At 36.9% G+C, this 18,513-nt stretch carries 14 protein-coding genes and 1 tRNA gene; 8 read left to right on the top strand and 7 right to left on the bottom strand.

What is annotated here, in order from left to right:
• The first annotated feature begins 96 nt into the window (after positions 1–96).
• Positions 97–168: transfer RNA gene (locus E4T88_RS09735), tRNA-Met, on the top strand.
• Between the two features lie 143 nt (positions 169–311).
• On the opposite strand, the gene E4T88_RS09730 is transcribed toward E4T88_RS09735, so the two are convergent.
• Both E4T88_RS09730 and fdxA read right to left on the bottom strand, forming a co-directional pair.
• On the bottom strand, positions 312–815 hold the full coding sequence (locus E4T88_RS09730; protein ID WP_228093847.1) for a hypothetical protein: 504 nt from the start codon (positions 813–815) through the stop codon (positions 312–314).
• 204 nt (positions 816–1,019) lie between these two features.
• On the bottom strand, positions 1,020–1,187 hold the full coding sequence (gene fdxA / locus E4T88_RS09725; protein WP_006842812.1) for a 4Fe-4S ferredoxin: 168 nt from the start codon (positions 1,185–1,187) through the stop codon (positions 1,020–1,022).
• Positions 1,188–1,471: 284 nt separating this feature from the next.
• On the opposite strand from fdxA, the gene porT reads away from it, so the two are divergent.
• Both porT and E4T88_RS09715 read left to right on the top strand, forming a co-directional pair.
• Positions 1,472–2,185, top strand: a complete 714-nt coding sequence (gene porT, locus E4T88_RS09720) for a type IX secretion/gliding motility protein PorT/SprT (protein ID WP_497707118.1) — start codon at positions 1,472–1,474, stop codon at positions 2,183–2,185.
• 62 nt (positions 2,186–2,247) lie between these two features.
• The gene (locus E4T88_RS09715; RefSeq protein WP_135105239.1) at positions 2,248–2,607 is read left to right on the top strand and encodes a nitrous oxide-stimulated promoter family protein; all 360 of its coding nucleotides are present in this window, start codon (positions 2,248–2,250) and stop codon (positions 2,605–2,607) included.
• On the opposite strand, the gene aroC is transcribed toward E4T88_RS09715, so the two are convergent.
• Together aroC and E4T88_RS09705 are read right to left on the bottom strand one after the other, a co-directional pair.
• Complete coding sequence (gene aroC / locus E4T88_RS09710) at positions 2,546–3,634, bottom strand: chorismate synthase (protein WP_135105238.1); 1,089 nt, start codon at positions 3,632–3,634, stop codon at positions 2,546–2,548. The two genes, E4T88_RS09715 and aroC, sit on opposite strands and share 62 nt — an antisense overlap.
• Before the next feature lie 140 nt (positions 3,635–3,774).
• The gene (locus E4T88_RS09705) at positions 3,775–4,125 is read right to left on the bottom strand and encodes a hypothetical protein (RefSeq protein ID WP_135105237.1); all 351 of its coding nucleotides are present in this window, start codon (positions 4,123–4,125) and stop codon (positions 3,775–3,777) included.
• 159 nt (positions 4,126–4,284) lie between these two features.
• Between E4T88_RS09705 and E4T88_RS09700 the strand changes: the two genes are divergently transcribed.
• Genes E4T88_RS09700 through E4T88_RS09690 form a run of 3 tightly spaced genes read left to right on the top strand, consistent with a single transcriptional unit; the run spans position 4,285 to position 8,401 of the window.
• On the top strand, positions 4,285–4,674 hold the full coding sequence (locus E4T88_RS09700; protein WP_135105236.1) for a diacylglycerol kinase family protein: 390 nt from the start codon (positions 4,285–4,287) through the stop codon (positions 4,672–4,674).
• A 45-nt stretch (positions 4,675–4,719) separates the two neighbouring features.
• A complete protein-coding gene (locus E4T88_RS09695; RefSeq protein WP_135105235.1) occupies positions 4,720–5,577 on the top strand; it encodes an endonuclease/exonuclease/phosphatase family protein in 858 nt (285 codons plus the stop codon).
• A gap of 19 nt (positions 5,578–5,596) precedes the next feature.
• Complete coding sequence (locus E4T88_RS09690; protein ID WP_135105234.1) at positions 5,597–8,401, top strand: M16 family metallopeptidase; 2,805 nt, start codon at positions 5,597–5,599, stop codon at positions 8,399–8,401.
• A gap of 136 nt (positions 8,402–8,537) precedes the next feature.
• Here E4T88_RS09690 and trxA read toward each other — a convergent pair whose 3' ends face one another.
• Both trxA and dnaE read right to left on the bottom strand, forming a co-directional pair.
• Positions 8,538–8,855 carry a thioredoxin gene (gene trxA / locus E4T88_RS09685; RefSeq protein ID WP_135105233.1) on the bottom strand — a complete coding sequence of 106 codons (318 nt, stop codon included), beginning with the start codon at positions 8,853–8,855 and terminating at the stop codon, positions 8,538–8,540.
• 93 nt (positions 8,856–8,948) lie between these two features.
• Positions 8,949–12,698 (bottom strand): DNA polymerase III subunit alpha, encoded by a 3,750-nt coding sequence (gene dnaE, locus E4T88_RS09680; RefSeq protein ID WP_135105232.1) that lies wholly within the window; start codon positions 12,696–12,698, stop codon positions 8,949–8,951.
• Between the two features lie 556 nt (positions 12,699–13,254).
• On the opposite strand from dnaE, the gene E4T88_RS09675 reads away from it, so the two are divergent.
• Positions 13,255–15,672, top strand: a complete 2,418-nt coding sequence (locus E4T88_RS09675) for a TonB-dependent receptor (RefSeq protein ID WP_135105231.1) — start codon at positions 13,255–13,257, stop codon at positions 15,670–15,672.
• A gap of 75 nt (positions 15,673–15,747) precedes the next feature.
• Positions 15,748–16,896 (top strand): iron-containing alcohol dehydrogenase, encoded by a 1,149-nt coding sequence (locus E4T88_RS09670; protein WP_135105230.1) that lies wholly within the window; start codon positions 15,748–15,750, stop codon positions 16,894–16,896.
• 38 nt (positions 16,897–16,934) lie between these two features.
• Here the strand turns inward: E4T88_RS09670 and E4T88_RS09665 are convergent, their stop codons facing one another.
• Positions 16,935–18,506, bottom strand: a complete 1,572-nt coding sequence (locus E4T88_RS09665) for a carboxypeptidase-like regulatory domain-containing protein (protein WP_135105229.1) — start codon at positions 18,504–18,506, stop codon at positions 16,935–16,937.
• Positions 18,507–18,513 lie beyond the last annotated feature (7 nt).

Here is an 18,513-nt window from a genome sequence, read left to right as displayed (position 1 = left end):
TCAATAAGTAACTTGCAAGTATAGAAATAATTTATTTATTTACCCGTTTTTATTTGGAATGTTATGATTATTTCTATACTTTTGCACTCACAAGATCGCGGGGTGGAGCAGTGGTAGCTCGCCAGGCTCATAACCTGGAGGTCATCGGTTCGAATCCGGTCTCCGCAACTAACAGAAAAGCAATCTCAAATGAGATTGCTTTTCTGTTATATATATTGATTTTGGAATATTTTACAATACTTGTAAATGTATGATCAGTGAAACCAAGCATTGAAGAATGCAAGAAGATCATTCTATCATTCGACAGAAATCTAATACTTTGAAATTTTTGTTTTTCTTCTCAATAAATTATACAACTTCTCTGTTGAAAGTGATATTGTAGTCCAATTGCCAACGGAATTATATTTACATAATTGAGTTACACTCCCTGTACTAAATCCAATAGAAATATTACCTACATAGCAGGTCGCGAATTGTTCTGTATAAACAGGATTTGTCACAATATCGTAGATATAATAAAACACTGAATCTTTCTCTTGTTCTGTTATATCAAAATATTCTTGTCCTCGATTTATAGGCTTATATTCGATGACAGATTCATTGATTCTTACCTCTTTAAGGTCACATGTATCTCGAACTCCATAATTCTCATATTTATCAATAACTATTACCTGATTTTGAGATTCAATTCTAAGAGTTTTCCAACATATAGAATTTTTTTCTCTATTCCCTATCATTGATCGATCTTGATTTTTTTTACAAGATATTAGTATAAAAATAAGCATAAAGATAGATAGCAGCAATACAGTTCTCATATCATATTATTTATATCATATGGAGTCTCAATCTGGAATAATTCCATAACAATCACCCTCAATTCCCAAACAAATCACTTTTATAGTCTAACAAAGCATTCAATAAGAAACAGAAAGGACTAAGACTTTTCTTGGCAACTACTATAAAAACAAAAAAGGAAGCTAAAAAGCTTCCTTTATATTTTGTTATCCTGATAATTCTAATTAAGCAGGATGAATTGCTTCAGTTGGACAAGCATCAGCACAAGTACCACAGTCAGTACATGCATCTGGATCAATTTTGTAGATGTCTCCTTCTGATATTGCATTTACAGGACATTCATCGATGCAAGTACCGCAAGCAATACAATCTTCATTAATAACGTAAGCCATGATTTTTGTTTTTTAATATTATTACTAACTTTGATTTGGCAAATATAATGAGTTTTTTCTGTATCTAAAATAGATAGGATTAGATATTATTAATATTTATATTGTTTATATCTATTTACGAAAGGCTCGCTCAACATTATTTACCTGGCAATAAACTAATTATGAATAGTTTTTGTTTTACATCAATAAGATGAAGAAATTACTATTTTTACGCTTTCTAGATTAAAATAAGTACTTTGCAATAACTAACAGCAAATTACGTTATTAGAAATAAATACTGAATTTTGAAACAGCAGAAATTAATACTATTATACCTATCTTTTATTGTCCTGTTCGGTATTAATATGCAGGCACAGACTCGTAAACCGCAAAACCTACCTTTTGCAGATCAAAAGATGTATCATTTGGGCTTTATGATTGGATTCCAAGCGCAAGACCTTATTATATCACATTCGGGCTATGTGGGAGATAACGGTGAAGCTTGGTTTACGGAAATACCGTCCTATTCGGTAGGGTTTAGTGTAGGTATGATAGCCGACAGATATTTGAATCAATATTTCAATCTTCGTACCACTCCTTCTCTACATTTTGGAGAAAGGCGTTTTGTTTTTAAAGAGCAAACATCAGGCAAAGAATACGAATCAGCCTTGAGGAGTAATTATTTAACACTACCTCTTTATCTTAAATTTAGCGCAGACCGTACAGGAAATTTCAGACCCTACCTGCTTGCAGGGGCATATGCTGCTTTAAATATCGGACAAAAGAAGAATGATATACTCCGCTTCAAATCGATGGACTATGGTTTAGAATTTGGCGTTGGGTGTAATTTGTATTTACCGTTATTCAAACTGTGTCCTGAATTAAAATTTTCATTCGGACTAGCGGATGTTGTAAATAAAGACAGATCAGATCTATCAGATAAAGATTTAATTAAATATACTCAAGCGATTTCATCGGGAAAAACACGAATGATATCACTTGTGTTTAACTTTGAATAATAGAGCGATCATTTTTGATCATAATCACTATACCTATCTTCTATATAGGAGATTCTTTGTAAATGAATACTACAGAAAAAAAGACCATCGGAAAGATGATTCACTTGTACTGTAAAGATAAACATGGTACAAGTCATGCTTTATGCTCATCTTGCGCTAAACTGAACAATTACGCACAAAGAAAGTTAACGAAATGCATATTTGGTGAGGATAAACCCACATGTCAAAACTGTAAAGTTCATTGCTATAGTTCGGAAATGAGAGAAAGAATAAAAGAAATTATGAAGTACTCCGGTCCACGAATGCTACTTCACAATCCCATTTTAGCAACTAAGCACTTGATCAAAGGGCTGAGATCACCTAAGAAAGCTTATCCAAGAAAACACGATTTGTACAGCTCAAAAGATAATAATCTAAAATAGTCATCGCCGCCATAGCCTCAACAATTGGTACTGCACGAGGTAGTACACAAGCGTCGTGACGTCCACGAGCCTTAAGGTCTGTGCTATCTCCATCTTTATTTACAGTCTCCTGATGCATCAAAATTGTTGCCACAGGTTTGAAAGCTACACGAAAATAGATATCTTGTCCGTTTGATATTCCACCTTGTATACCGCCCGAATGGTTTGTCTTAGTTCCTATCTTACCATTATCGTTATAGAATACATCATTAACCTCCGATCCTCTATGATTTACATCGAATCCATCGCCGTATTCAAACCCTTTCACCGCATTTATACCAAGCATAGCATTGCCTAAAGCGGCATGTAACTTATTAAATACAGGCTCACCTAATCCTACAGGGGCACCCTTTATAACGCACGAAATAACGCCGCCAATAGTATCCCCTTTCGACTTAACCTCTTCGATAAGTTCTATCATCAACTGCGCTTTCTCCTGATCGGGACAACGTACAGGTGTAGATTCTATAAGTGACAGATCATAATCCTTGTATAGTTTTTCCAGCTTTATATGTCCCACTTGCGAAGTATAAGCCAATATTTCTACTCCTAATTGCTTCAACGCAAGCTTAGCTAATGCCCCGCCTACACAGCGAGCAATAGTTTCACGGGCCGACGACCTGCCTCCTCCACGGTGATCACGTATACCATACTTCTGAGAATATGTATAGTCTGCATGAGAGGGACGATAAATATCTTTCAGGTTATCGTAATCTGACGAATGCTGATTATTATTTCGAATAAGAAATCCTATCGGTACTCCGGTAGTTTTACCATCATATATCCCCGATAAGAACTCTACTTCATCTGCTTCTTTGCGAGGAGTAGTTATCTTAGATTGTCCCGGACGACGGCGGTTTAGTTCGTTTTGTATAAACTCCATATCGACCGTTATCCCTGCAGGGCAACCATCAATAACTCCACCGATACCAGCACCATGAGACTCTCCATAAGAAGTAAGTCTGAATATATTTCCAAAAGTATTCATCGATAATCTTAAATATGATAATAATACAAAATTACATGAAATAATTTAATAATCGAGCAGATATATTAAAAGAGGGCAATTTCCCTTTCTAAAATGAAAGAAGAAATGCCCTCCTATTTTCTATATTGAAGATAGTTTTCTTAGTTTTCTTTATTCTCATCCATCCTCAACACCTTTTTGTCTTCGTTCAGATAACAATTGACAGTGTCATTGATATTATATATCCTATAACTGTTGTCATAAGACCATGTACCCTGAATGTATACCCGCAATAAGTAAGCCTCATCAGGTTTCTGACGTTTTTCTTTGGCTATTTTTTCGTACGATATCGGCTTAAAGTATTCCACTTTGGTTATAGTCCCATTATCTGTATCCCTGTACCTCATGTGCTGCCTTACAGCATCACCCATTTTCTCCAGATTGTTTTGATAACTCAAATTACAAGAAGTCAATCCGATAGACAATAATAAAAAGAATATGTACTTTTTCATATTTTTCAGATTTTGTTATTCAAAATTACAGAAACCGAATATCAGAAACAAATAAAAAGCAAAAGTTATTTGCCAAAAAGAAGCAGGAACTGTCTTTTTATCATTTTTTTGTTACTAAATTAGCGATTCAAATGTATTCCAATTTAAGGGTTGCCTGAAATGAGCAAAAAAGGTTCGGAAAAATTTTCGCTAAAAAAGCGTTCTAAATCGGCTTTATATGCACTAAACGGTTTGAGAGTATTATTTTTGGAAGAGCATAATTCCCGTATACATATAGCTATTGTAATAGTCGTAGTTACGGCGGGATTTCTTTTAAAAATATCAAATACAGAATGGCTTGTTATATGTATTCTGATAGCGTTAGTTTTTAGCCTAGAGATAATAAATTCTGCCATCGAGAATATATGTGATTATATATCACCTCAGTGGAACGAAGTTATAAAAAAAGTAGAAGACCTTGCCGCAGCTGCAGTTTTTGTATCGTCTGTAATATCTGTCATCTGCGGAGCTATTATTTTCTTACCCAAATTGTATAATTTATTTACATAAATTTCAAATACCAATAAATAGTTTCATTCAATTAACGTACTTAAAATGAAAAAATTAATTTACTTATTACTACCCTCACTACTTTTCATATCATCCTGTAAAACAAAACCTTTAGAGCTGAATGTTATGACATTCAATATTCGTTTGGATGTTCCCAGCGACAGTCTTAACAGCTGGCAATACAGAAAAGATAATGCCGCTGAAATGGTTCGGATGAATGATGTGGATATACTCGGCATGCAAGAGGTTTTGTTGAACCAGATGAATGACCTGAAAGAACGCCTGCCCCAATACACAGCAATAGGCGTAGGACGCGAAGATGGTGCAGACAAAGGAGAATTCAGCCCCATTTTCTATAAAAAAGATAGATTCTCGGCTATAGAGTCCGGTACATTCTGGGTAAGCGAAACTCCAGAATTAGCAGGTTCTAAAGGTTGGGATGCATCATATATACGTGTGGCAACATGGGCCATCCTAAAAGAAAAAGCTACGGGTAAAGAAATATTTGCTATTAATACACATCTTGATAACGATGGATTGATTGCCCGAAAAGAAGGCGGAAACTTACTATTAAAGAAAGCTGAAGACTTGGGAAAAGGTCTGCCGATAGTACTTACAGGAGACTTTAATGATACTCCGCAATCGGAAGCGATTAAGAATATTACAGATGCATCAAAGACTAATCACTTGTTAGACAGTAAAACGATTGCCCTAAAAACATCAGGTACAGACTGGACATTCCACAACTTTGGCAGACTAGCTGAAAGCGAACGTCCTCTAATTGATTATATATTTGTGAGTAAACAAATAAAGGTACAAGATTATGTAGTCTTGCCCGACACTTTAAACGGAACTTTCGTCTCCGATCATAAGCCGGTACTTTCTAAAATAACTATAGAATAACACTTTAAACATTAATAATATGAGGAAGTCTTTTATTTTTATCGCTTTACTAGCCATAGCAGGACTTGTCAAAGCTCAAACAATGGAAAAACTACCTATCGATCCGCAGGTTAGATATGGGAAGTTAGAAAACGGACTAACATACTATATCCGTCATAACGCCTACCCTGAGAAACGAGCTAACTTTTATATCGCTCAGAAGGTAGGTTCTATGCAGGAAGAAGACAATCAGGCAGGATTGGCTCACTTTCTTGAACACATGGCTTTCAACGGGTCAAAAAACTTTCCGGGTAAAAAGACTATGTTAAACTATCTGGAGTCAATCGGAGTTAAGTTTGGCGCAAATGTAAATGCATACACTTCGTTTGACGAAACTGTATACAATTTGGATGACGTCCCCGTAGTACGTGATGCGATCATTGACTCATGCTTGATGGTATTGCACGACTGGTCTGGATTTATCGCTCTGAAAGATGAGCAGATTGATGAAGAAAGACTTGTAATCAAGGAAGAATGGCGTACCCGTAGCGGTGCTCAATACCGTATATGGGATAAGCAGCTACCTGTTATCTTCGAAGGAAGTAAATACGCCGATCGTATGCCGATTGGTAAAATGGAAATTGTAGAAAATTTCCCTTATCAGACATTACGTGATTACTACCATACATGGTATCGTCCCGATTTGCAAGGGATCGTTATTGTTGGAGATATTAATGTAGATGAGGTAGAGGCTAAGATAAAAGCCATGTGGTCTGATATCCCCAAACCGGTTAATCCGGCTGAAAGAGTTTACTTCCCTGTTCCGGATAATGATAAACCAATTGTATCTGTTATTACCGACCCCGAGGCTGTAAGAACTCAAGTAACTCTGTATATTAAGCACGATGTAATACCGGCTGAGACAAAACAAACTCAGGAAGGTCTGATTATTAGCTTCATAAAAAGCCTTGCTTCGAATATGCTATCAGATCGCTTAGAGGAAATATCTCAAAAAGGAGATGCTCCCTTTGCTGCATCCTATGCATACGATGGAGAGTTCTTCGTATCGAAAACAAAAGATGCATGGACCACTATTGCTCTAAGTAAGGAAGGAAAGGTTGATGAGACTTTAGCGAGCCTGATAAGAGAAAATGAACGCATCAAAAGATTCGGATATACTGATGCTGAAGTAGAAAGAGCGAAAGCTACTTTATTGGAACAATATGAAAATATGTATAACAACAGAAATAAAGAGCTTAACAACAGATACGTTCAAGAATATGTAAGAAGCTTTACCGGCGATGAAGGCATACCGGGTATCGAATACGAATATGATTTCGTTAAGAAGTTTGCTCCGTTTATTAATGCTCAAGCAATTAACGCTGTTGTAAAACAACTGATTGCGGATAAGAACATTATCATTACCGTAACAGGCCCTGAGAAAGAAGGACTTGTATATCCGGCAACAGATGAGTTATTGAATGTATTTAAGAAAGTAGAAGCCGAAAATATTACAGCATACCAAGAAGCCGTATCTAACGAACCTCTTGTAAGCCAATTACCAAAACCGGGATCTATCGTAAAGACCGAAGCTGACAACACCCTAGGAACTACGATATGGACACTATCGAACGGCATGAAAGTAGTTATTAAGAAAACAGACTTTAAAGATGACGAGATACTGATGTCTGCTCATGCTTATGGAGGAACTTCTATCGTTCCTGACGCTGATATCTATAATGCAAATATGGCTTCAATGGTTCCATCAGTAGGCGGTATTGGCAATTTCAGCTCTACAGATCTCAAGAAAGTATTGGCTGGCAAATCAGCGAATGTAAACAATAATATATCTGCTTATACACAAGGGTTCAATGGATCTTCAAACATGAAGGATTTGGAAACAATGCTTCAGTTGACTTATCTATATTTTACAGCTCCACGTAAAGATGAAGGCGCATACTCCAACATTATGGATTTGATCAAAAATCAGCTGAAGAACCTGACATCCGAACCTTCCTTCATCTTGAATATCAACAAGACTAAAGCCATGTATGGAGACAACCCGCGCATGCAAGTTATGTTGTTAGAAGATGCAGAAAAATTGAACTACGATCGTATTATTGAAATATACAAAGAAATATATGCAAATCCAGGTTCATTTGTTTTCAACTTTGTGGGTACAGTAGACGAAGCTATTCTGAAACCATTAGTAGAACAATATCTTGCTTCGTTACCATCAGGAAACAAAGATGCCAAATACAAGAATGTAGATTCGAATATACGCAAAGGACACGTTGAAAATGTCTTCGAACAAGAGATGAAAACGCCAAAAACATCTGCATTCGAAATGTATAGCGGAACTCTGAACTATGAGCAAAAGAATCAAATTGCATTATCTGCGCTTAAGCAAATATTGGATATTGTATATGTGCGTACAGTAAGAGAAGAAGCCGGCGGTACGTATGGCGTTGGGGTACGCTCTTGGATCTCTCGCATTCCGGCAGGTCAGAGTGTATTGCAAATGTCTTTTGATACTGATCCTGAAAGAGTCGCTTCAATAACACCTATTATCAGCCGCGAAATAAATAAGATAGCTGAGAACGGCCCTGAAGATACAGACTTCCTGAAAGTAAAAGAATATATGGTAAAGAAATTCCAAGAGGATGAAAAACAAAACGGCTATTGGGTGGGCATATTAGGTTCTAAATATTTCTATGGAGAAGATAACCATTCAAGTTATCTAGCGCTTGTGAACTCCCTATCCAAAGATGATATCAAAGCTTTAACTAAACAATTGGTATCTCAAGGAAATCATATAGAAGTAATTATGAATCCGAAAAAATAAAAGCTGATTTTTAGAATTCACTTCAAAATAAAGAAAGCCGTCTGAAAATATCAGACGGCTTTCTTATTTATATCTTCAATATCTAAATTACTGTCAATATCTGTAATTCATTATTACACTCTATGAAAATCAGAATTTATTTCAATAGATTTTCAATTTTGTCTACTAAAACAGATTTCTGTGCTGCACCAACTTGTTTATCAACCACTTCACCATTTTTAATAAAAAGTATAGTGGGGATATTACGAATACCATATTTAGAGGTAATCTCGTCATTGTTATCCACATCTACTTTACCAATGGTTACTTTATCGGCATATTCACCGGCCAATTCTTCAACAATTGGACCGACCATACGACATGGGCCACACCATTCTGCCCAAAAATCAATAACGACAGGCTTGTCCGATTTTAGAACATCCTCAAAACTTGCATCTGTAATTTCTAAAGCCATAACTTTTGTCTATTTGTTTATATATTTTATATATTAAGTCTATTTCATTTTTTCCTCTGCAAAGGTAAATAATCTATTTTAGATATAAAAATTTCAATTTACCTTAAAGACAAAACTTTCGTTTTCTACCAGATAATCAATAAGTTCCTGTTTTACATTTATTTTATAGCTTCGTGAGAACAAGTCTACTTTCATATTTCGCTCTCCGTCTACTACTTCAAAATATAACAATGAATTACCCGGATTGTTTTTAGTTAAAGTTGATAATTCTTCTACCATCTGAGTATTCATGTCATGCAGAGGCAATGTAATAGTTATCTTCTCTACCAAGGTATCTTTTATGTCGGGCAACAAATGAATTGAATTAATCTTTAGCTCCATCTGATTTGCATCGTACTTACGCCCTTGGACACGCCCCCTTACAAATACATATAAACCAGGACGGCCATATTTGCTAAAATTGATATAATCATCGCCAAAAAGAGGTATCTCTCCACTACCTGTAAAATCCTCTATACGCAATATCATATATGGCTTCCCATTTTTGGTGATGCCCTCACGCATTCCACTGACCATCCCCCCAAAAGTAACTTCTTTATTTTTCAACGCATCCTTATCTTCTATTTCAGACATACCTACATTACATACATAATTTAGGATGATCTTGTATTCATCAAGTGGATGGGCTGATAAATAGATACCGATCAGTTCCCGCTCTTTATTCAAACGTTCCAGATCTGACCACTTTTCTACTTTTGGAATTTCGGGACGAGCAATATCAAACGAAGCATCGTCTCCAAACAGGGAGTTTGCTGCTTGATTTTTATCTATCTGAAATTTATTTCCATAACGAATAAGCATATCTATAAATGTTTCACCTTTTCCATTCATTCCAAAAAATTGCTCCCGAGTCATTCCCGGAAAGTTGTCGAATGCTCCGGCCAAGGCTAAAGATTCTATGTTCTTCTTATTACATGCACTAAGATTGATACGCTCTACGAAATCAAAGATATCTTTGAAAGGGCCATTATTTCTCCTTTCTTCTATGATATTCATTACAGCCCCCTCTCCTACACCTTTCACGGCTGCTAGACCAAAGCGAATATCTCCTTCTTTGTTCACCGAGAACTTAAGGTAAGATTCATTCACATCAGGACCAAAAACATTCAAATTCATGGCTTTACACTCATCCATAAACTTAGTTATTTCCGTAATATTAGATAAGTTCCGAGATAGAACCGCAGCCATATATTCGGATGGATAGTTTGCTTTCAACCAGGCCGTTTGATATGCAACCCAAGAATAACATGTCGCATGAGACTTATTAAATGCATACGAAGCAAATTTTTCCCAGTCGGCCCATATCTTATCCAGTGTCTTCTTTTGATGTCCGTTCTTTGTTCCTCCCGCAATGAATTTCTCCTTTAGGGCATTCATCTTGTCTATAAGCTTTTTACCCATAGCCTTACGTAGCTCATCGGATTGTCCACGTGTAAAATCAGCTAATAGACGAGAAAGTAACATGACCTGTTCCTGATATACGGTAATACCATACGTATCGTTCAGATAGCGCTCCATTATCGGAATATCATAACTGATCTCTTCCTTTCCATGCTTTCGGGCAATAAATGATGGAATGTAATCCATCGGTCCCGGGCGATAAAGAGCATTCATCGCAATCAGGTCTTCAAACTTGGAAGGCTGCAACTCTTTCAGGTATTTCTGCATACCGGCAGACTCGAACTGGAACGTACCTGTTGTTTTTCCCTGACTATAGAGTTCATATGTTACAGGATCTTCCAAAGATATACTGTCTATATCGATATCTTTACCTGTTGTATGTTTGATATTTTCAATTGCCTCTTTTATGATCGAAAGGGTTTTTAACCCCAAGAAGTCCATTTTGATAAGTCCGGTTTCTTCAATAACAGTACCTTCATACTGAGTAACCAAGATATTTTCTCCGGTCTCCTTATCTTCCGCCGTACTAACGGGTACAATATCTGAAATATCCTGCTGCCCGATAATGATACCACATGCATGTACACCTGTATTGCGGACATTACCCTCTAGCATCTGCGCATATTTTATTGTATCGCGCATTATCGGATCGTAGCTGTTTGCTGCTTCTTTCAGCTCGGGAACATATTCGATTGCATCACGCAAGGTGACTTTTTTCTTATCTGGAATACGATCGGGTACAAACTTTGCCAAACGATTAGATTCTGACAAAGGCAGCTTTTGTACACGAGCAACGTCTTTTATAGCCGACTTAGTCGCCATAGTTCCATATGTGATAATATGTGCCACACGTTCTTGACCATATTTATCTGTTACCCATTTCAAGACTTTACCTCGCCCATCATCATCAAAGTCGATATCTATATCGGGCATTGATATACGGTCGGGATTCAAGAAACGCTCAAACAGGAGGTCATATTTAATAGGGTCTATATCTGTTATACCCAAACAATAAGCAACTGCCGAACCCGCAGCCGAACCACGTCCGGGACCTACAGCAACCCCCATACTGCGTGCTGCAGCAATAAAGTCCTGAACAATGAGGAAGTATCCCGGAAACCCCATAGTTTTCATCGTATTCAACTCAAAATCGAGCCGTTCTACGATCTCCGGACTTCGGTCTTTTCCATATCGTTTATCTGCTCCTATGACTGTAAGGTGTCGCAGATAGTCTGATTCCAGCTTTATACGAATAACCTTATCATACCCTCCCAAACGGTGATATGCTTTTTCTCCGAATTCAAGAATAAGGTCTTCTTCGGAGTACATAATTTTATACCCTTCTTCGGTTCCAAATGAGGCATCGATCGTAAAGAAAGGCATCAATGCATCCGAATCTATAGAATAAAATTCTACTTTATTTGCTATCTCAAGCGTATTGGTCAATACTTCAGGATGATCTGCAAAGATTTGATTCATCTCTGCTGTTGTTTTCAACCATTCCTGTTTTGTATATCTCATCCGTTTAGGATCGTCAAAATCTTTCCCGGTACTCAAACAGATCAGTCGGTCGTGTGCATCGGCATCCTCCTCATCTACAAAGTGAACGTCATTTGTTGCGATTACCTTAACTCCGTACTTTTCACCGATACGAAGCAGTTCTTTATTTACCTTTTCCTGCAAAGGATATGCTTCTGCATTTGCATCGGCACGGTTTGTCTTATGTCTCTGCAACTCGAGATAATAATCTTCCCCAAAGAGATTTTTAAACCACTGAACAGTTTTTTCAGCCTCTTCTATATCATCAGACATAATCTTTTTAGATACTTCACCTCCAAGACATGCTGTAGAGATAATAAGTCCTTCATGATATTTTTCAAGCAATTCTTTGTCGATACGAGGACGCATATAATAACCTTCTGTCCATCCGTACGAAATCATTTTGATAAGGTTTTTATACCCGGTAAGATTTTTGGCCAAAACCACCAAGTGCCAACCACTCATATCCGGCTTGCCTTCCTTCAGATGTCTGCTCCGACGTGCTACATAACATTCGCAACCTATAATGGGCTTAAACTTCTTAGCCTCTTCTTCCTTTATTTTGGTTTTTAAATCTCCTATCTGAATCGAATTATCTGATTCTTTATCTGCCTCTAATTTCTTTATCTCAGTTTTTAATTCCTTAATAGCAGCATCATATTTCGAATTTTTCTTTTTTACGTAATTGAAAAACTCTTTTATCCCAAACATTGCGCCATGATCGGTCAATGCAATGGCTTTCATTCCATCACCAACCGCCTTATCTACTAGCTTTTGAATACTAGCCTGACCATCAAGCAGTGAATATTGGGAGTGAACATGTAAGTGTACAAAATTATTCATATCTCAATCTTTGCTTTTTCACAATTTGTAAAGTTACTATAAATAGCCTGCCTTTACCACAAAAATACGCATCAGTTTTCAACAAATAATATACGTTAGGTTTTATACCCTTGTAGTCACTGAGATAAAGATACGCTGGCAGCTAATCATAAAACCAGAACATTCTGAACATAACGTAAACAACTAACCAAAAGCACCTTAAAATAGACAATACAATAATTAAAAACATCATTTATAAAACATGTGGTCAGAAATTATAAATACTGACAGTTTATTAAATCTATTCATATATTTTTGTAGCAGATGTTAAATCAGACTAAACAGCTTCCTAGCTTTAACTGAGAACATTCTCATTGAATTAACAAACTTTACAAAACTTGAAAATGGTAAGATCCTCCGGATTTTACCATTTTCTACATCTTACATTATCCAAATACTCTGTGTTTGATTTCTGATAAACCAGAAAATCATATTTATACGAATATAATTTTATAATTAACAATATATTGGTACACAGAAAATATATACCTAAATTTGTGTGCACAAAACTGGCCGTATGATCAAGAAAAACATATTATTACTTCTCATATTTATTACATCTCTTGCTTATTCACAGCAAATAAAAATCACAGGAAAAGTTACCAACCAACAAGGAAAATCTTTGGAGCACGTTTCTGTTTCGGAGATGAATAGCCGCAATGGAGTAATAACAAATGAGAGAGGCGAGTATGCATTATCTATACAACCTAAAGATTCGATTAAGATCATATTCTCTCTGATAGGCTATCAACGTCACCAATATATAATCCCTAAACCGAAAAGTGACCTGATACTAAATATCACATTAAAAGAAGATAATAATACTTTAGAAGCCATTACTATAGAAGGTCAACAAACCGTTACCACAGTTATTGAACGAATCGACTACTTAGCAACCAGACGTGCTTCAAATCCTTGGGGAAGTATAGAATCTCTCCTCGCAACGATGGGGGGAGTAAGCTCCACAAACGAACTGAGTTCACAATACTCGGTACGCGGAGGGAACTTTGATGAAAATATCGTATACGTTAATGGGAATGAGATTTATCGTCCTCTCCTAGTGCGCTCAGCTCAGCAGGAAGGGTTAAGTTTTATAAATACTGACATGGTGCAAACCGTCGGTTTTTCTGCCGGAGGATATAGTGCAGAGTATGGAGATAAGATGTCATCAGTGCTTGATATTACATATAAAAAACCTAAAGAGTTTGAAGCGTCTGCCTCAGCCGGACTTCTAGGAGGAAGTGTTCATATCGGTAATTCGACAGGAAAATTCTCGCAGATTACGGGAGTTCGTTATAAAACGACTCACTCCCTACTGAGCTCTACCGATACTAAAGCCGAATACGACCCGTCATTTATTGATGCTCAAACATATATAACGTACGAATTGTCGCCCAAATGGGAAGTTAGTATGCTCGGAAACTATGCGCACAATACTTATGAATATACGCCCAAAACTCGCAGTACTAGTTTTGGTACGCTTACGACACCTCGCAACTTTACGGTATATTTTGATGGATGGGAAAGGGATCGGTTTATTACTTACCAAGCAGCATTTACACTGAAAGGTAGAATAAATGAAAATCTAAATATAGGTATTACCAGCTCTACATTCTCTTCTGACGAGAGAGAGCGTTATGATATAGAAGGCAACTATATATTGAAAGAGCAGAACATTGTAGAAGGGAATGAAGCCTTTGACGAGTCTTCTGTATTAGGGATAGGACGATATATTGAACATGCACGCAATCAGGTAAAATCGGAAGTATATACAATCAGTCATTTCGGAGACTTTAAGATAGGAAGCAACCTCTTGAAATGGGGGCTCACTTATCAACAAGAAAATGTAAGAGATAAGATCAAAGAGTGGGAAATGAGAGATTCTGCGGGTTACTCTCTACCAAATACAGGAATAGATGTCAATCTATATTCGAACCTGAAAGCAGATAACAAAATCAAGCCTTCTCGTTTTTCCGGATATATACAAGACACTTATAAACTTAATACAGACAATGGCTTGTTTATTATAAATGCCGGAGTCAGAGCCAGCTATTGGACTTTAAATAAAGAACTGATAGTAAGCCCACGTGGAGCTATAGCTTTTGTACCCAGCGGAATCGAAAACTTCTCGATACGACTAGCGGGAGGCATTTATTATCAGGCTCCTTTTTACAAAGAATTCCAGAAAATAGTAAACGTAGATGGTAATAATGTTATCGAGCTGAATAAGGATATTAAATCACAAAAATCGATTCATGTCGTACTAGGAAGTGATTATTATTTTGGAGGCGGGGGCGAACACAACTCTCCACCTCTGAAGTTATCAGGAGAAATATACTATAAGAAATTATCTGACTTGATTCCATATACAGTAAACAATGTAAAAATACGTTATTCAGGAGAAAATAGTTCTAAAGGCTTTGCTCTAGGGATGGACATGAAGCTGTACGGAGAATTTATTCCGGGTGTAGATAGCTGGATTAGTCTGGGAATAATGAAAACGCAACAGGAAATAGATGGACAAAAAGTTCCTCTACCCACGGATCAACGTTTCAACTTTGCCTTATTTTATCAAGATTATATGCCGGGATATGAACGCCTAAAAATGAGCCTTAGGGGACTATGGTCGCAAGGCTTACCCGTTTCTGCACCATACAAAGGGTATGAAAACGGATATTTCCGCACACCGGCATATAAACGTGTAGATATCGGTTTTTCGTGGCAAATACTAGGCGAAAACTTCGCTATAAGAAATACAAATTCGCTATGTAAAGCACTAAAAAACATCTGGCTAGGAATAGATATCTTTAATATATTCGACATGCAAAATACAAATACGTATTATTGGATTACAGATATCTACAATCACCAATATGCCGTACCAAATTATCTGACCGGACGCCAAGTAAACGCAAAACTATTAATCGAATTTTAGCTTATTTAATAAATTGAATTCAATCATATAAGGTTAAATAATATAACTTTACTATCAATCAAAAACGAAGAGATTATGGAAAATTTTTCATTAGCAAATCCCGTAAAGATTATATTCGGGGAAGGAATGATCAAAGAGATTACAAACGAAATACCTCAAGGCAGTAAAGTGTTGATGACTTACGGAGGAGGCAGTATAAAGAAAAACGGAGTGTACGATCAGGCTGTAAAAGCTTTAAGCGGTTACGAATGGCATGAATTTGGAGGAATAGAACCAAATCCACACTATGAAACCTGCATGAAGGCTGTCGCTGTAATCAAAGAAAAGGGTATCGATTTTATATTATCCGTAGGTGGCGGATCGGTTCTTGACGCTACAAAGTTTATTTCTGCCGCAGTCTATTTCGAAGAGGGTGATCCGTGGCAGATACTGTCTAAAGGCAGCAAAGTAAAGAAAGCTATGCCTTTTGGTGACATTATTACATTGCCTGCTACAGGATCAGAAATGAATAGCGGAGCTGTAATAACCCGTGCCGAAACTCAAGAAAAACTTGCATTTGGTTCTCCCCTCACCTACCCTAAGTTTTCTGTACTTGATCCGACTGTAACATATTCATTACCTCCCCGCCAAACAGGGAATGGAGTTGTAGATGCTTTTGTACATGTAATGGAGCAATACCTGACGTATAACGAAGGAAATTCTTTGCTGCAAGATAATATGGCTGAAGCTATTGTAAAAACATTGGTAGAAGAAGGACCTAAAGCACTGAAAGAACCTAACAACTATGACGTTCGTGCCAATCTGATGTGGGCTTCAACGTGGGCACTGAATGGCTGGATTGCCTGCGGTGTGCCCGAAGACTGGGCTACTCACATGATCGGACATGAACTTACAGCTTTCTATGGACTTGATCATGCCCAAACTCTTGCTATTGTATTACCGGGAGTAATGACAGTACTAAAAGATCAGAAAGGAAGAAAGATCACTCGTCTTGGAAAAGAGGTGTTTGGCATCCAAGGAAGCGATGCAATAGATAGAACGATTAAAGCAGTGGAAGACTTCTTCGAATCGATGGGTGTAAAAACTCATCTGTCAGACTACGGATTGGGCTACGAGGCTATAAATAAAGTAGCTGAGCGATTAGGAAACCGTGGATGGAAACTCGGTGAATGTCATAATATTACTGCTGATGTAATCAAAGACATCTTGACTTTAAGAAAATAAGTCGCAAATATAGAAAGTAAGCCGATAATTATATCGGCTTATTTTATAATCAGATCTTCGGAAACCTCGCTTAAATTATTTATTATTAATTCTTTTAGCTTTTCTTCCGGCAATATTACATTAAAGTTACCCCAAAAATTTCTGTCATACTGGTACTTAGTATCTGAGAATATGTTTTGAGTAGGTATTCTTTCCTTTCGGGCAAATGCATTTACATCTGTTGTATCTACCATACAGTTTACCATTTCGAACCACAGATATAATGGAGTGCTAAAAAGCTTTCGCTTTCTTTTCATCTTAAATTCGAGGTCTCCGCGAATATGGTTCACATAATAAATACCATCATTGGATAATTTATACGAAACATTATACCGAGCCTGTTGTAATGTTAGCCGAATATCCTTATTTTTTTTTCGAACATAAAGATCTGTAGCCCGTTGAACAAATTTGGGATTGATCTCGAAATGAGCTTCTATCAATGCATAATTCTCTGCGTCAATAAACAATTGTCCTTTAAACAAAGGTTCATCGATATATTCTTTCTGACAGAATGAAATAATATTCACCCTTCTGCCATCTACAACTGTAATATCTGTATGCCCATACTCATATTTATTTTGCTCTTCAGGCTTCAAAAAATCAGGTAAGTTCTTCACCAAATCCAATATCAGACAAGAATTAATACCGGATTTCATTTTTGTAAAGATTGTATCACTTTCCTGAATGCTCTTAATACGGCGCATCTTTATAAGTTTTACCTGATCAAGATTTACATTTACATCATAGCCGGTCTTATACATTTTAAGCACCGCCTCAGTTACATCTATATTATTTTTTTTATGGTCTATCCCCTCTCTGTAGAAGGTTGTAAGATAAACAGGCGAGGTTGAGTAGTTATTCTTACGATTCTCTAGCATACGGTTAATCTCTTCTTGAGGCTCAACTACTCTAATTACAACCTCTTGTAATGGTATTATTCTGGGCTCGAGGGCAAAACGAATATGCTGTCCGGCCAATAGACCGACTTCCACTTCCTGACTTTCGTAACCTACATGAGTAAACTTTACCTTGGAGCGACGAAGAGAATCAGGCAATATCAATTTGAATTCTCCATCCTGATTAGAAATCGTTCCTATTGTTGAGTTGCTGATTCCTACTGCGCTATAAGCTAAAGGCTCATCCGTGATCTGGTCGTATATTGCACCACTAAAAGTAAAGAACTTTTTCTCTACACTATCTACCTTTTCTATTGAAATTACAGTATGTGCTTTTGTCCGATCTGCAACTTGTAACAAGATATGATTTCCAACAACGGAAATCTTTAGTTGATTATTCCCGGTGATCGCATATATGGCTTCCCGCAATGTATATTCGCCTTTTGCAATCTTAACCTTCTTGTCATTGTTTATAATCTGGCTATCATAGATAAATAAATAACCCGACTTGTCGGATACTTGCCTCAGCAGCTTATATACACTCTCTTTACTTTTTGGTAATTGTATCTTCCTATTTAGCACTGCGCCATCATCTGCCTGTAAGATCACTGCTACCATCATTAGCAATAACGATACAAGAATACGATGAAAGGTATTTTCAGCCGTATATTTCATGGCAGTT

It is taken from the genome of Dysgonomonas mossii (genome assembly GCF_004569505.1).
Lineage (GTDB): Bacteria > Bacteroidota > Bacteroidia > Bacteroidales > Dysgonomonadaceae > Dysgonomonas.
Note: the sequence above shows the minus strand (reverse complement) of the source record. Positions and strands in the feature narration are given on the sequence as shown.